The organism is Ningiella ruwaisensis, assembly GCF_004798935.1.
Classification (GTDB): Bacteria; Pseudomonadota; Gammaproteobacteria; order Enterobacterales; family Alteromonadaceae; genus Glaciecola; species Glaciecola ruwaisensis.
This window is the reverse complement of sequence record NZ_RAHT01000006.1, coordinates 24,882-39,429: the sequence shown is the minus strand read 5'-3', so window position 1 is coordinate 39,429 and position 14,548 is coordinate 24,882. Positions and strand designations below refer to the sequence as shown.

Annotated in this window: 14 protein-coding genes; 10 read left to right on the top strand and 4 right to left on the bottom strand. The window is 43.8% G+C overall.

Annotation, left to right across the window (positions count from 1 at the left end):
* Positions 1–35: 35 nt before the first annotated feature.
* From D6V41_RS12800 to truA, 4 genes are read left to right on the top strand one after another with little or no spacing between them, the layout of a single operon-like run.
* Entirely contained in the window at positions 36–962 is a 927-nt protein-coding gene (locus D6V41_RS12800) for a segregation and condensation protein A (RefSeq protein ID WP_136251931.1), read from the top strand.
* Entirely contained in the window at positions 955–1,671 is a 717-nt protein-coding gene (gene scpB, locus D6V41_RS12795) for an SMC-Scp complex subunit ScpB (RefSeq protein ID WP_136251930.1), read from the top strand. Before D6V41_RS12800 ends, scpB begins: the two co-directional genes overlap by 8 nt.
* Before the next feature lies 1 nt (position 1,672).
* Positions 1,673–2,545, top strand: coding sequence for a 23S rRNA pseudouridine(2605) synthase RluB (gene rluB / locus D6V41_RS12790; RefSeq protein ID WP_136251929.1), 873 nt, complete (start codon positions 1,673–1,675; stop codon positions 2,543–2,545).
* Positions 2,546–2,575: 30 nt separating this feature from the next.
* Positions 2,576–3,361: a tRNA pseudouridine(38-40) synthase TruA gene (truA, locus tag D6V41_RS12785; RefSeq protein ID WP_136251928.1), complete on the top strand. Its 786-nt coding sequence runs from the start codon at positions 2,576–2,578 to the stop codon at positions 3,359–3,361.
* Between the two features lie 13 nt (positions 3,362–3,374).
* On the opposite strand, the gene D6V41_RS12780 is transcribed toward truA, so the two are convergent.
* The 3 genes from D6V41_RS12780 to D6V41_RS12770 form a co-directional block, all read right to left on the bottom strand.
* Positions 3,375–5,504 (bottom strand): TonB-dependent receptor, encoded by a 2,130-nt coding sequence (locus D6V41_RS12780; RefSeq protein ID WP_136251927.1) that lies wholly within the window; start codon positions 5,502–5,504, stop codon positions 3,375–3,377.
* Positions 5,485–5,922 carry a Plug domain-containing protein gene (locus D6V41_RS12775; protein WP_136251926.1) on the bottom strand — a complete coding sequence of 146 codons (438 nt, stop codon included), beginning with the start codon at positions 5,920–5,922 and terminating at the stop codon, positions 5,485–5,487. The genes D6V41_RS12780 and D6V41_RS12775 overlap by 20 nt, the downstream gene beginning before the upstream one ends.
* Before the next feature lie 105 nt (positions 5,923–6,027).
* Positions 6,028–6,996: a sterol desaturase family protein gene (locus D6V41_RS12770; protein WP_136251925.1), complete on the bottom strand. Its 969-nt coding sequence runs from the start codon at positions 6,994–6,996 to the stop codon at positions 6,028–6,030.
* Between the two features lie 125 nt (positions 6,997–7,121).
* On the opposite strand from D6V41_RS12770, the gene D6V41_RS12765 reads away from it, so the two are divergent.
* From D6V41_RS12765 to purF, 6 genes are all read left to right on the top strand, one after another.
* Positions 7,122–7,796 (top strand): TetR/AcrR family transcriptional regulator, encoded by a 675-nt coding sequence (locus D6V41_RS12765; protein WP_168711031.1) that lies wholly within the window; start codon positions 7,122–7,124, stop codon positions 7,794–7,796.
* A 213-nt stretch (positions 7,797–8,009) separates the two neighbouring features.
* Complete coding sequence (gene accD / locus D6V41_RS12760; RefSeq protein ID WP_136251923.1) at positions 8,010–8,882, top strand: acetyl-CoA carboxylase, carboxyltransferase subunit beta; 873 nt, start codon at positions 8,010–8,012, stop codon at positions 8,880–8,882.
* A 17-nt stretch (positions 8,883–8,899) separates the two neighbouring features.
* Complete coding sequence (folC, locus tag D6V41_RS12755; protein ID WP_136251922.1) at positions 8,900–10,303, top strand: bifunctional tetrahydrofolate synthase/dihydrofolate synthase; 1,404 nt, start codon at positions 8,900–8,902, stop codon at positions 10,301–10,303.
* Positions 10,304–10,369: 66 nt separating this feature from the next.
* Positions 10,370–11,050: an SPOR domain-containing protein gene (locus D6V41_RS12750; protein ID WP_136251921.1), complete on the top strand. Its 681-nt coding sequence runs from the start codon at positions 10,370–10,372 to the stop codon at positions 11,048–11,050.
* A 133-nt stretch (positions 11,051–11,183) separates the two neighbouring features.
* The gene (locus tag D6V41_RS12745; RefSeq protein WP_136251920.1) at positions 11,184–11,669 is read left to right on the top strand and encodes a CvpA family protein; all 486 of its coding nucleotides are present in this window, start codon (positions 11,184–11,186) and stop codon (positions 11,667–11,669) included.
* A 21-nt stretch (positions 11,670–11,690) separates the two neighbouring features.
* On the top strand, positions 11,691–13,208 hold the full coding sequence (purF, locus tag D6V41_RS12740) for an amidophosphoribosyltransferase (protein ID WP_136251919.1): 1,518 nt from the start codon (positions 11,691–11,693) through the stop codon (positions 13,206–13,208).
* 92 nt (positions 13,209–13,300) lie between these two features.
* Here the strand turns inward: purF and D6V41_RS12735 are convergent, their stop codons facing one another.
* Positions 13,301–13,906 carry a Yip1 family protein gene (locus D6V41_RS12735; RefSeq protein ID WP_136251918.1) on the bottom strand — a complete coding sequence of 202 codons (606 nt, stop codon included), beginning with the start codon at positions 13,904–13,906 and terminating at the stop codon, positions 13,301–13,303.
* Positions 13,907–14,548 lie beyond the last annotated feature (642 nt).

Here is a 14,548-nt window from a genome sequence, read left to right as displayed (position 1 = left end):
GAAGCGAGTGGCTTACTCATCATGTGGCCGCTACAATGGCGTGCATTGGAGCATGGGCGGTGGATGATTCATTAGAAAAGGCTGAGAGTACAAACTCATCACCCGAACTGCTTGCTGCATCGCCCACAAAACAGCAACCTTTGGCGCTTGCCTTTGTTAACGGTGAAGCGCTAATAGAAAAACCCGAAGATTTATACATTCCACCTGATGCGCTTGAGGTCATTCTCGAAACCTTCGAAGGGCCTTTGGATTTATTGCTTTATCTTATTCGAAAACAAAAGTTTGATATTGTTGAGCTGCCGGTATTGCAAGTTACTCAGCAATATATGCAGTATGTTGAAACCATGACAGACGTTAAGCTTGAACTGGCGGGTGAATATTTAGTGATGGCGGCAATGCTTGCTGAAATTAAGTCGCGCTTGTTACTGCCGAAAGTAGAGAGCGAGGACGACGAAGAACTTGATCCACGCGCTGAACTCATACGCCGTTTAAAAGAATACGAGCGAATCAAAAATGCAGCTGAAGCGCTCGATGGCGCGCCAAGACTGCATCGTGATATGTATGTGGCAAATGCAGATACCAGCGACAACGTACAGCCCATTAAACATCTACCTCAGGTACATCTTCAGGAATTGGTGTTGGCATTTTCACAAGCGATGCAGCGCGCCAATGCCTTTGAACATCATCAGATTGAAAAAGAAGTGCTTTCAACACGCGAGCGAATGAGCATGCTAATGACGCGACTTTCTCAGCGGGAATATGTAGGTTTAGATAGCCTGCTTGACGCAAAAGAAGGCAAGTCGGGTGTGGTAGTTACATTCATCGCAATTTTAGAGCTTGTAAAAGAAGGTCTGGTGATGCTTCAACAGGCAAAGCCTTATTCAAATATTCATGTTAAACTTGGTGCATACGATGATGACGCTGATGCTATAGACAATCAGAACGAGTCAGATTTTGAGTAAGATTAAAGATGAACAGCTAAAACAACTGATTGAAGCGGCCATATTTGTTGCCGAAAAGCCTCTATCGGTAGACAAGATGCGAGCGACTATTTTGAGCGATTTTGATGTGTCCAGTCGTCAGCTAAATAAAGCGCTTAAAGAGCTGGAGTTGGATTACGCTCCACGCGGTATACAATTGTTGAAAGTGGCGTCTGGCTACCGCTTTCAGTCAAATTCCGGATTAGGGCAAATTTTAAGTAAACTTTGGCAAGAAACAGTGCCTAAATATTCTCGCGCAATGCTTGAAACGCTTTCATTAATTGCCTATAAGCAACCCATTACGCGCGGAGAAATTGAAGAAATAAGAGGTGTGGCCGTTAGCAGCCAAATTATAAAATCCTTAAGTGAGCGGGAATGGATCAAAGTGATTGGACATAAAGAAGTGCCAGGCAGACCGGCACTTTTTGCTACAACGCCTGTTTTTTTAGACTACTTTGGTTTATCTTCGCTATCTCAATTACCTTCTGCAGATATGTTTGATGAAGCCTTAGCAGCCGCAGAAGCCGCATCATCAAGTCCGTCTGTGTTAACTGAAGATGAGCCTGAGTCAAAAGCTGCGTCTGTAAGCGAAACAGATACCTTTAGCCTGTCATCACCCGCATCAGGTGCTCAGAAACAAGCGGATGAATCAGATGATAGTGACATCCCTAATACCGGAACCTTACATTAATATGAGTGAAAAACTGCAAAAAGTCCTGGCAAACAATGGTGTAGGATCGCGCCGCGAAATGGAAAAATGGATTGAGCAAGGACGTGTTTCTGTCAATGGTAAAATAGCAACACTTGGGGATAGGGTAGAGCTTGCTGACCAAATTCGTGTTGATGGGCATCCTCTCGCTCGCAACAAGGAGCGCGGTGCCTGTCGTGTTCTGATGTATAACAAACCAGAGGGTGAATTGTGCTCGCGCAATGATCCAGAGGGCAGGGCAACGGTTTTCGACAGGCTGCCGCATCTTGTGGGCGAAAGGTGGATAGCCGTAGGTCGGCTGGATATCAACACCAGTGGCCTGCTTTTGTTCACCAACGACGGTGAGCTTGCCAATCGCTTGATGCATCCTTCCCACGAAGTGGAAAGAGAGTATGCCGTGCGCGTGTTTGGCGAAGTAACTCCGGCTATTTTACGCAAGCTCTGTAAGGGCGTGGAATTGGAAGATGGGATGGCTAAGTTTAATCATATTCATGTTCGCCCTACTGACGATGAGTCGCAAAACCAGTGGTTTAACGTCACGCTTTCAGAGGGGCGAAATCGTGAAGTCCGACGCCTTTGGGAGTCTCAAGGCTTGCAAGTATCGCGACTTATCCGCGTGCGCTATGGCAATCTTGAAATGTTTAAGCGATTACCGCAAGGCGCCTGGATTGAGCTTGATCTGGAAAACGTTAATGCCCTGCGAGACATGGTAAAGCTTGCGCCTGAAACCGAGACCAAGGTTCACACAATGGACAAACTTGATCATACTAAATTGAGCAGAATGCGTCGGTCCGTTCGCAAGCATAAAACCAACAAGGTTGCAGCACACAGACAGCGCGTTAAAACCCGACGATAAACCTTCATTACAGTTTAACTCAAAGACATTATGCGAATTGCCTTAGGGATCGAATATTTTGGACATGCTTACAAAGGGTGGCAACGTCAGGAGCATGTAAGCAGCGTGCAAGCAAAAGTCGAAGATGCCCTTGCACAAATATTACAGGAAAAAGTGGAAGTGGTTTGCGCCGGTCGAACTGACGCAGGTGTGCACGCCACAGGTCAGATCATCCATTTTGATACGACGCTTTCACGGCCTTTGAAAGCCTACACAAGGGGAATGAATACTTTGCTCCCCGATGATATCGCCGTTACCTGGGCGCAAGAAGTCAGCGAAGATTTTCATGCTCGATTCAGCGCTCATGCACGTCGATATCGCTATGTAATTTATAACGATGCATTACGCCCCGGTATCATGCAAAAAGGTTTAACGCATGTCTATCAGCCATTAAACGAGCAACTTATGCACGAAGGCGCGCAGCATCTTGTAGGTGAGCATGATTTTAGCGCATTTAGAGCGTCGTTGTGTCAGTCAAAGACGCCTTTTCGAAACGTGCAACGTGTAAGTGTGTATCGTAAAGGGCGCTACATTGTAGTTGATATTCAAGCCAATGCATTTTTACATCACATGGTGCGCAATATTGTCGGCTCGCTTTTAATTGTTGGTCAAAACGAGCAATCGCCCTCATGGATGGCGGATTTACTTGCTGCTAAAGACAGAACAAAAGCCGCCGCTACGGCTAAACCTAACGGGCTCTATCTGGTTAAAGTTCACTATCCAGACACCTTTTCCTTGCCTGATATGCCGATAGGGCCCTTATTTTTACCAGACTAGGAGTCTTGTTTGACTAAAAGCGCCAAAGCCCTTCGAGGGTAACAAAACGAGGCGCATTTGGATAAGCTGCAAATGTGCCGTTTTGTTCAGGCACAAAGAACCCGGCCACGTAAATTTCTTCTTCGAACAAATTTTCTGCGCGTAAACTAAATTCCCATCGATTATCTATCGCTTCCAAAGCAATTTTAGCCCCAACCAAGGCGCCCGATTCATTGAAGGGTGATAGCTCACTGCTTTCTACTCGATGAGAGGAATAGGCTCTGATATTAGTATGTAAAATCAGGCGCATGGTATCGTTTATCTGAGGCGAATAAGTCACGTTGAAGTTGTAGCTATTACGAGGTGCATTCGCAAGCTGTTGACCTTGCAATCCGTCTAGTGGGGTGTTACTTAGGTTGGCGTTTTGGTCAAAGTAGACTTCATTATAGGTGTAGGCAGCATTAACCGTTAATGCTTCACTCACCACTAAGGCGCTTTCAAATTCGATGCCTTTTGAGATTGTTTTATCGACATTTTGAACGGTAAAGTTTGAGCCTGAAAACACCAGCGACTGATAGTTTGAAAAATCCTGATAATACACGCTGGTATTAAGTGTCAGTCTGTTATCGAGCATGCTGCTCTTTAATCCGACTTCAAATGCATTAACACTTTCCTCTTCAAATTCCAAATCGTCCATCTGGGGGCCATCACCCCCAAATAACACTGAATCAAATCCACCACGATCAAGATTATATCCGCCTGCTTTGTAGCCTCTATCGTAACCACCGAATAAAAGTGTGTCGTCATTAAGTTGATAAGAAAGTTTAATACTACCGGTAAGCGCATTTTCGCTTCTGTCGTCGGCATACTGACCATTGAATTCAGTATTTATTGCAGGGTTGCATGAGAGTAAAACGGCAGCGCCGCCTGCTACGCCCAATAAACCTTGTGTTAAAGGTGCATTGGCCGAGTCAAGGTAAAAATCACAGGCCGGAAGTTGACCAAGCAGATTGGCCGATGCCTCTTTCGATTCGTGTAAGTAGCGAATGCCTGCGCTTAGCTTTAAACGCTCGCCTAAGCTGATGATATTGTGTGAAAATAGCGCGATTGATTGCGTTTCTACGTCAAAATTATCACCCAGTTGACCATCACCTTCCATTGAGGCAGGGACAGCAATAGGTAAAAGTAATGGAACCGACGGGCCAAGACTGCCAAATAGTTGGCCGCCGGCCAGACCGCTTAAGAGCAAATCTACATATAAGTTGCCCTGAGTGCCAACCCTTACCGTGTCAGTCAAGCTCAAATCTTGCATAGAGTAAAATGCGCCTACAAGGTAATCGACCTTATCGTTAAAAGCCAGTCCCTGTAGTCTGAACTCTTGCATAAAGTCGCTTACAGACGACAGGTAATCATCTCGATAAGCTCGGTCAATGCCTGAAAAATCAACATCCATGCCTCGGTCCACTTCCCAATCTCGATAAGCGGTCAGGGAATAAAAAGTGGCACTTTCCAAAGCGTATTCAAGATCTACAGAAATGCCGTATTCGTCTACCTGCTCCCCTAAATCGCGATTAGGACTATAAGAAACTTGTGGTTCTCCTATTGTTGAAGCGACTATTCCCTGCAGTCCCAGAAAGCTTGCTCCGGCATTGACAGCAGGTGCGGTGGGTCCAGTAAACACATTAATACCCGCGCAACAATTTTCGTCCGTTGAGGCAGTATCAACGATAATCCGTGCAGTTAAGTCATTTCCTTCATAAAGCGCCTGGCCTCTAAGTGTGTACCGGTCAATATCATTAAAGGCGCGGTCTGCATTAAAATCATCGATGTAGCCATCTCGAGTTCGATGCGAACCATTTACACGAAAAGCCCATTCGTCGTTCAGAGGCGTATTGAGTGCGGCTTTAATTTCTCGTGCACTAAAGTTTCCTATTGCCAACTCAAGATAGCCTTTTTTTTCAAATGAGGGACCTTTTGTGGTGATTGTCAGGGCACCGGCCGATGTATTTTTTCCAAACAAAGTGCCTTGTGGCCCTCGCAATACTTCCACTCGCTCCAGTTCAGGTAATTCAGAAAGCGCCACTCCCGTTCGGCTTCGATAAACGCCATCGATGAAAATACCCACTGCCGGTTCAAATCCGGGGTTATTCCGAGCCTGTTCCAATACCACGTATACTAATAGCTGTAGCGGTTGCTGCAGACTGCCCAGTGCTTACATCGATACTTGGAGAGAGATTTTCTAAATCTCGAATATCTCTGATACCAACATTATTGAGTAAATCTTCCCTAAACGCCGACACCGAAACAGGGACCTCTTGCAAAGAAGAAGTTCGGCGTAATGCATTCACTTCAATTACTTCAAGTGAAGCATTTTCCGGGTTTTGCTGCGCTTGGGTGGAACGCTTTAGCGGTTCTGAATTCCTCGCCTCTTCGTCAGGCTGAGTTTGCGAATCGGACATCAGGTTTGCATAAGCGCCTGAACTGCAAAACAATAAACTGAAGCTTAATGCAATAGCAGAATGTTTAAATACTCGGCGTTGGGGCGTTTTAATACTTCCCTGTTGAATAACTGAATGGCTCATGGTGCGTCCTTTTCTTATGTAAAGTTGTATGTGCAAAGTTGTATGAGTGGAAAGGTATTGTTCTGTAAGCACTCAATTGAATAAATCCTTCATACATATAAGGGATTAGGGTGATTCAATGTTCGACGGTGGCGCTTGCTGAGACCGCAATGGATTGGCGTATTTTGTTGTCTCAGACTGACTGACGTGATCCCATCCCGGAGGCTTGATGAGATATTTAAATTTGTCAGATATTTTTGGCGCGCTGGCGATTTTTTTGTAAAGGTCATATACGCCGGCGTAGTGAACTTTTAGTGGGTTGTAGGTATTAAGCGGGTTTACTAATCCGTATTTTGGCTTTTCGTCTTCCTCTTGAAAAGTCTTAAAAAGCTTATCCCAAACTAGAAGTACCTGTCCGTAATTTTTGTCGATGTATTTTGCTTGCGTACCGTGATGAACTCTATGCACAGAAGGGGTACATAGCACTTTTTCCAACACACCCATTCTGTTTACCAGTTGCGTATGATTGAAGATGCCCCATAAGCTTTTTACAAATGCAATAACGGCCAATTGAATTAAGTCCACGCCTAAAAAGGGCATTAAAAAATAAGCTGGCTGGGCTAACTGACCCAGGACGAATCCTCTTGCGGCCGTGGTAATGTTTAATTCATTAGAGGAATGATGGATATGGTGGAAGGCCCAGAAAAATCCGACCCGGTGGCTGACATAATGGTCGACGTAATAGCAGAAATCGTGGAGTACAAATATGAAGGCCCAAGCCCACCACACATTGGGCATAGTGAAGATTCTTAAATTCTCATACACAAAAATATAGATCGCAACAAACAGGGCGCCAAAAATGAGCGCTTCACCTATGGCCGTTATTGTCGACACCGCCATACTGCACAAACCATCTTTATCATTGTATTGTCTGGGTTTAAGCCAAATGTAAAGCAAACGTTCGGTAGCAATCATGGCAAGATAGGTAAAAAGCAAAAGCAGAAACATTTCGCCACTTTCGGCCGCATCATACAAAAAACGACCCCATTGAGTGATTTGATCAAATGCACTTTCAAGATAGACTTCGTGATACATATCGCACCCAATACAATGTTATATTAATGTAAATAAAACGTGATGAACGACAGTTTTTCATTGACTGAGTTGTTTGTCAATGAAATTATAGTGAGGCGTGTAAAAATTGGTAGACGGGGAACATATTGGACAAAAACAACAAAAAGAGTGAGACAGACCAGAGCTGCTGCTCACCTAATAGTCGCAAAGCGGCAAAAGAGGCGACTCAGCAAGCGGTTTTAGCAGCAGCGAGCAAACGTTTTTTTAGCGTTGGTTTCGAAGCAGCGTCTTTAAGCGATATCGCAAAAGATGCACATGTTAAAGTTCCACTGATTGTTTATCATTTCAAAAATAAAGAAGATTTGTGGAAAGCATGTGTAAATGCCTTGTTCAGAAAGCTGGATGACGCGCTATCCAAATTATTTTCATCTTTACAAAATCTTAGTGGTGACGACTACATACGCGCTTTATTAACTGGGTATATAAAGGCTACAGCAAGCGCTCCTGAATATATGCGCCTGTTATTTTTAGAGGGAATGCAAGCCAGTGGGAGGTTGGAGTGGCTGGTTGATACGCATCAGCGACATCATAGTCACATGATTATGAATGTCATTGAACAGGCACAGGCAAGCGGTAGCTTCAATCAAAATGTTGACCTCATGCACGCAAAGTACATACTTGCTACCGCTGTTGGTGCGCCGTTTATTTTGGCACCTGAATTTAAATTGATTACGGGTGAAAATGCACATAGCGACGAAGTAATTAACCGACATGTTGATGCTTGTATGCGTTTATTTTTTAACTTGAAAAGCACCGAGTGAAGTCTTTGAAGTAAACAGGGTGGTAAGTCCTCTCGCTTTTTTGTTTTTAAGATGCGTGGAATATGATTTAATTGCCAACTTGCGCTATGTTAGAGTAATCAAATAAATAGAATGTATATTGCTTTAACGACCTTACATTTATTTGTGATGCAAAGGCTTAATCTTGCCTTTTCATAACAGTGAGTAATAAAAATATAAACAGGACACCTGTCAATGAGCTGGATCGAAAAGATACTGCCAAAAACACAATCATCAACCAAAAGTAATGTGCCTGAAGGCATATGGACAAAATGCTCTGCATGTAACGCTGTGTTGTATAAAACCGAGCTCGAGAAGCTTCTGGAAGTATGCCCAAAATGTGACCATCACATGCGAATTACAGCACGAGCACGCATTAACTCTCTGCTAGATAGTAAAGACCGCAAAGAAATTGGCGCTGAATTTGAGCCTCAGGATGTGCTTAAATTTAAAGACTCCAAAAAATATAAAGATCGTATTTCAGCGGCGCAAAAAGCAACAAATGAAAAAGATGCGCTTGTTGTGATGAAAGGCACTATTAACGGTATGCCTGTTGTGGTTGCTGCCTTTGAATTTGCCTTTATGGGCGGTTCGATGGCCTCCGTGGTTGGTGCGCGCTTTGTCGCTGCGGTAAACGCCTGTTTAGAGCATAATATACCTTTGGTCTGCTTTTCGACCAGCGGTGGTGCGCGCATGCAAGAAGCATTGCTTTCACTGATGCAAATGGCAAAAACCAGTGCTGCCCTTGCCAAAATGAGCGAAAAAGGTTTGCCTTATATTTCGGTGTTAACCGATCCGACCATGGGTGGCGTTTCTGCCAGTTTGGCAATGCTTGGCGATATCAATATCGCTGAACCCAAAGCGCTGATTGGTTTTGCCGGTCCTCGCGTAATAGAACAAACTGTTAGAGAAAAGCTACCCGATGGTTTTCAGCGCAGTGAGTTTTTGCTTGAAAAAGGCGCAATCGATATGATTGTTGATAGACGGCAAATGCGCGATAAGCTTTTCGGTATTTTAAGTAAACTGAAAGGCAGTTCATCTGAAGACAAGGCCCTCCTGATTGAATAAGATTGGTCTATAAGGCTATGAAAAACCTCGCCGCATGGCTCGCTTATATCGAAGCGAGTCATTCTATTGATATTGACATGGGGCTTGAGAGAGTCAGGCTGATAGCTCAGCGAATGCAATTGAATTTTGAGCAGGCTGTCGTTATCACCGTAGCAGGCACTAATGGCAAAGGAACGACCTGCCGTTTGCTTGAGCAAATATGCTTGCAAGCCGGTTTTAGCGTTGGTGTGTATTCGTCGCCCCATATCTTAAAGTTCAATGAACGTATTCGAGTAAACAATACGTCAGAATCGGACCTCAATATTTGTAAGGCCTTTAAACAAATTAAGCACGCGTGCGAGGCTTCTGCTGCTTATCCGTCGATAAGCTTAACGTATTTTGAATATGCCACACTTGCCGCGATGCATATTTTTAAAGAAAAAGCGCTGGATATCATTATCCTTGAAGTAGGTCTCGGCGGGCGTTTAGATGCCACCAACATCATTGATGCTGATGTTAATATCATTACTAGCATAGGTCTTGATCATCAGGACTATCTGGGTTCAAGCCTGGAGCAAATTGCATATGAAAAATGCGGGATCGTTAAGCAGAACAAACGAAGTGTTATTGCCTACACTGAACGTTATGCAAAGGCTGAAGCACATATAGACGGGCAGCAAAACAGGGTTTATCGTCGGGGCGTCGATTTTGATTTTGTAGAAGCACCTTCGAAAAATCGCGATGAGTGTTATGCAGCCCGCTTTAGTTTGCCCTTGGATACGCCAGTAAAACAGCATTTTGAATACCATTGGGCGGGAAGCGCGATTCCTCCTCAAAACGTGATGGGCGCAATTGCCGGCGCGTGGCATATTTGGCACTGTATTAAAGAGCGTGCACAAGAATATAGCCACTTGAATCCCAATCCATCAAATCAACGCTTAAAGGCAAATCAGCAGCTATTTAATTTATTGACCGCTGCGCCTCAAGACGAAGCCGACATAAGCAAAGTTATCGCCAGCACTTCACTTTTTGGGCGAGCACAGATTGTTTCCAATTCACCCTGTATCATTTTGGATGTTGCGCACAATCAGGCGGCTGCAGAATATCTAGCCAACAAATTGGCAACCATCGCGCATAAGCGTTGTCATATGGTGATTGGCATGCTCAAAGATAAAAATATTGAAGCGACTATTCAAAGTCTTAGTGGAATTGCCACAAACTGGTATTGCGCTAGCTTGCCGGGCAAACGCGGCGAACTCTCGTCGAGATTGGTCAATGCTGTCAAAACGCAAACGCAAGCACCCTGTGAAGCGTTCGATGATATAAGTGCAGCCTTGCAAAGCGCGCTTGAACAGGCTTCGAATGCTGATATGATAGTGGTTATGGGTTCGTTTGTGAGTGTTGCACAAGCCTATGAGGCGTTGTCACTAACGCTTGATTAAATGGTATTAGCCCGCACTTTACCAATGGTGAAACGCTTAAAAAAGCTAGGATAAGCAAGTAAGGTCATGAATTCAGCATTACAGAACAGACTCGTAGGCACTATCATAGTAATGGCGCTAGTTGTCATTTTACTTCCAGAAGTTCTTGATGGTGAGAAGCGCCAGAGTGCTCAGCGTTTTGTTGATATTCCTCCAGCACCTGAAGCCATTTTAATAGAAGAACCTAAAGCCTTTCCTCAAGAAAAACTCGACGAAAAAACCAGCAGACCCGTTGAGATTGTTAAAGCGAATCCTGTTGATGATCCTCAATCGAGCGACCTTACACGAAACAATCTGCAAAATAATTCAAAGAGCAGTTCGCAGCGTAATTCGCAAGACAATAACACCGCAAATGATGGTGTGAGTGCAGGCGAGCCGAGTGATAATGAGACCAATCAGAAAGAAACTACCAAAACCCTAGCCCTCGAAGAACCTGATGATGCTGAAATAGAAGTGCAAAACTCAGGTTATGTAGTGCAACTAGGAAGTTTTCGGTATGAGAAAAATGTTAACGAGCTAATTTCGAAACTAAAACAGGCAGGTTATCGCGCCTACAGTCGCCCTGTTCAAACCGACGTAGGCATATTAAATAAAGTATTTGTTGGCCCAGAGCTTGAGCGAGAAAAGCTTGAGCAAGCCCTGCCGCATCTGCAAGAACTAACAAATCTAAAAGGTAAAATAACTGCATTTGAAGTTAGCGCTGGTTGAGTGAATTTGCTACAATCCGCGCCATCAAAAAATTGATGTACGTTAGCGAAACATTTTTTGCGCTATCTTACTTGTACCAAATGTTGTTTCAAAAGGCCGGGCAACATACTGTCTACTGGAATCACCGTCACCAATGAATTGGTTTGATTTTGCAATCATAGGAATTATCGCGTTTTCAGCGCTAATCAGTGTTGTACGCGGTTTTGTTAAAGAAGCTGTTTCGCTCATTGTGTGGATTTCTGCTTTTTTTATCGCCAGTCAGTTTTATCCCAAGCTTGCGCAATTTTTAACTCAAATCGACGACACTACGATGCGAAATGGTGTTGCGATCGCCATATTATTTATTGGCACCCTGATCGCTGGTGCGCTTATCAATTATTTAATTTCTCAACTAGTTAAAGCAACCGGTTTGTCGGGCACCGACCGAGTCCTTGGCGCTGTTTTTGGTGCCTTAAGAGGCGTTTTGATTGTCAGTGCGGCTTTATTTTTCTTAGACACGTTTACACCGGCTTCTTCTTCTACCTGGTGGGCGCAGTCTGTTTTAGTGCCTGAGTTCGCTTTTATCATTGAATGGTTTTTTGAATACGTAAAAAGCAGTTCCAGCTTTTTATCATCATAGTCTAAAAAGGTAATAAATCGTATGTGTGGTATCGTCGGCATAGTCGCTAAAGAGCCGGTCAATCAATCGCTTTATGATGCACTGATTGTTTTGCAACATAGAGGGCAGGACGCCGCGGGCATTATGACCATTGAAAATAATATGTTTAATCTGCGCAAGGCAAATGGTTTGGTCCGCGATGTATTTCATACGCGTCACATGAAGCGCCTTACCGGAAATGTTGGAATAGGGCACTGTCGATATCCTACCGCAGGAAGTTCCAGCTCGGCCGAAGCTCAGCCTTTTTATGTTAATTCCCCTTTTGGAATTGCCTTTGCGCATAATGGTAACTTAACCAACTCCCATGAGCTTCAGGAGGAGGTCTTCAAGATTGCAAGACGCCACATTAACACCACTTCAGATTCTGAGTTATTGCTAAATATATTCGCTCATGCGCTGCATCAGACCTCTGAGCTTACTATTCATCCTGATGAGATTTTTGCTGCCGTTGAGCGCGTGCACGCCAAAATACGCGGTGCTTACGCAGTCGTTGCAGCCATTATCGGGCAGGGAATGGTAGCTTTTCGAGACCCGCATGGCATAAGACCCCTTGTGCTTGGCAAGCGCACGACGGCCAAAGGCGATGAGTACATGGTCGCTTCTGAAAGCGTTGCTTTAGATGCGGTTGGCTTTAGTTTTATTCGTGATGTTGCACCCGGTGAAGCGATTTATGTAACTGAAAATGGTGAGCTCTTTACCAAGCAGTGTGCGCCTAACCCGGTGTGTCATCCTTGCATTTTTGAGTTTGTTTATTTTGCTCGACCTGATTCGTTTATCGATGGCGTGTCAGTATATGCATCTCGCGTCAACATGGGACGCAAACTGGGCGAAAAAATCAAGCGTGAGTGGGGACATTTGGATATTGATGTTGTGATCCCCATTCCGGAAACGTCGATGGATGTGGCCTTGCAAATTGCCAACACCTTAGAGTTGCCATATCGCCAAGGTTTTGTGAAAAACCGCTATATCGGCCGCACGTTTATCATGCCAGGGCAGAAAATGCGCCGTAAGTCTGTCAGGCGTAAATTAAACGCTATCTCATCTGAGTTTAAAGGCAAAAATGTATTGCTTGTAGATGATAGTATCGTTCGCGGCACAACCTCTGAACAGATCATTGAAATGGCCAGAGAATCCGGCGCTAATAAAGTTTATTTTGCGTCTGCCGCACCTGAAATACGTTTTCCAAATGTTTACGGCATTGATATGCCATCAGCAAATGAACTAATCGCCTATGGCCGCGAGATAGATCAGATTTGCGAGTGTATTAAAGCAGATGGATTAATTTTCCAGGATATATCCGATCTCGTCGCAGCAGTGAGTGAAGAGAATCCGGTGATTACGAAATTTGAGACATCAGTGTTTGATGGAAGCTATGTCACTGGGGATATTGACCAGTCCTATTTGGAGCGAATCGACAAAGCGCGGGGCGAATCTCAGAAAGCTTTATCGATGTTCCAGGCAGAACTGAGTAATCTTGAAATGCACAATATGGATAATTGATTATTTAGAGGAAGAAAAAAAGCGCGAGCCTTGTCCGTCCGCGCTTTTTCGTTAAAGCTTTTTTATTTTTCAGGCTATAGGGGCAAGTACAATTACATATGCTGAGGACCAAGCCCCAAACTCCATAATATCACCGACAAAACCATCAAAATAACCATCAAAACCAGTCCGCAGGTCACGACAGAGCTCGAGAAGATAAAGCCTTTTTCTTCCGGTATATGCATCATGATAGGTACGCCAGTATAAAGTAAATACACCGAGTAGCTTACGCCTACAAGTACTGCCATCATAATAAACCAAAGTTCGGGATAAAACGCGCTGAAACCAGACATAAATAACGGCGTAGCTGTATATGCAGCGATTTCCAAACTTTGCGTATAGTTTGGCTTTGCATCAAATGCTTTAGCCAGTTGATGGATAAGCACGGCGAGTGCGCTTACACCAAATAAGAGGCCGCAATACATCGCCACTGCCATGCTAGCAGCACTTGCCTGAGTAAGTTTGACCGTTTCTGCCGTTGCGCCAGCACCAATGTCCCAACCAAGGTGTGCCGATGCGTAATACGCCATTCCAGCTGGAATAAGCGAGATAATTAGTATATGACTGAGCACATAAAAATAACTTTCGTGCTTCTTATCTACGTTTTGCCATTCTTGTTTTGGGGCCGTATAAAAACCCCATAGATGGTTTAGTATCACTGATGTTGCTCCTGAAATGTAAAGCCGATAACTCGACACTTGTTCTCTGAAACTGCTTTGCCAAACGATAAAAATGCAAAAGAATAACGTTAGTACAAACAGAGACATTTAAGATCGACTTGGTCGTCACTGACACAAACATAAAACCAAAAAGCGCTAACCAAGCGAACTGCTTACAGGCTAAAAATACATCACCTGTTAACAAGCAATATAATTTATTAACAATGGTTTAACAAGTATGTGCAACGGAAAAAACTGATAAAATGAAGAAATCATCAGATTTAATGATATGCATAAACCTTTTCATTAATGCGGTAAATGCCAGAGTAAAACTAACATAAATAGAAAAACGCTATGTATCTGAATATATGATATTTTTTGCGAGAAAGTTAGCTTGGTTTGCTATATCAGGCGAGTTGTCGCCTTATTTGTACTTCCTGACTAATAAAAAAAATAAATGTATTTTTTGTTCGCGATATTTATGCTTATTTAAAAGCAGTCGAGCCGAATTCGAATGAATTTAGCGGCTATTTCTATTCAATTGCATCTTTTTACAGAGAATAAAGCACTTTAAAGAAGTTTTTATAGGCAACAAAAAGTCCCTTGGCTATAAAAGACAAGGGACTTTTCAGTTTTTACTTC

What these genes read in the sequence shown, in the direction of transcription:
- D6V41_RS12800 (WP_136251931.1), top strand. Translation starts at nt 36, where the DNA reads ATGGCGTGCATTGGAGCATGGGCGGTGGATGATTCATTAGAAAAGGCT.
- D6V41_RS12745 (WP_136251920.1), top strand. Translation starts at nt 11,184, where the DNA reads ATGAATTGGTTTGATTTTGCAATCATAGGAATTATCGCGTTTTCAGCG.
- purF (WP_136251919.1), top strand. Translation starts at nt 11,691, where the DNA reads ATGTGTGGTATCGTCGGCATAGTCGCTAAAGAGCCGGTCAATCAATCG.
- D6V41_RS12770 (WP_136251925.1), bottom strand. Translation starts at nt 6,996, where the DNA reads ATGTATCACGAAGTCTATCTTGAAAGTGCATTTGATCAAATCACTCAA.
- folC (WP_136251922.1), top strand. Translation starts at nt 8,900, where the DNA reads ATGAAAAACCTCGCCGCATGGCTCGCTTATATCGAAGCGAGTCATTCT.
- truA (WP_136251928.1), top strand. Translation starts at nt 2,576, where the DNA reads ATGCGAATTGCCTTAGGGATCGAATATTTTGGACATGCTTACAAAGGG.
- rluB (WP_136251929.1), top strand. Translation starts at nt 1,673, where the DNA reads ATGAGTGAAAAACTGCAAAAAGTCCTGGCAAACAATGGTGTAGGATCG.
- D6V41_RS12750 (WP_136251921.1), top strand. Translation starts at nt 10,370, where the DNA reads ATGAATTCAGCATTACAGAACAGACTCGTAGGCACTATCATAGTAATG.
- accD (WP_136251923.1), top strand. Translation starts at nt 8,010, where the DNA reads ATGAGCTGGATCGAAAAGATACTGCCAAAAACACAATCATCAACCAAA.
- D6V41_RS12775 (WP_136251926.1), bottom strand. Translation starts at nt 5,922, where the DNA reads ATGAGCCATTCAGTTATTCAACAGGGAAGTATTAAAACGCCCCAACGC.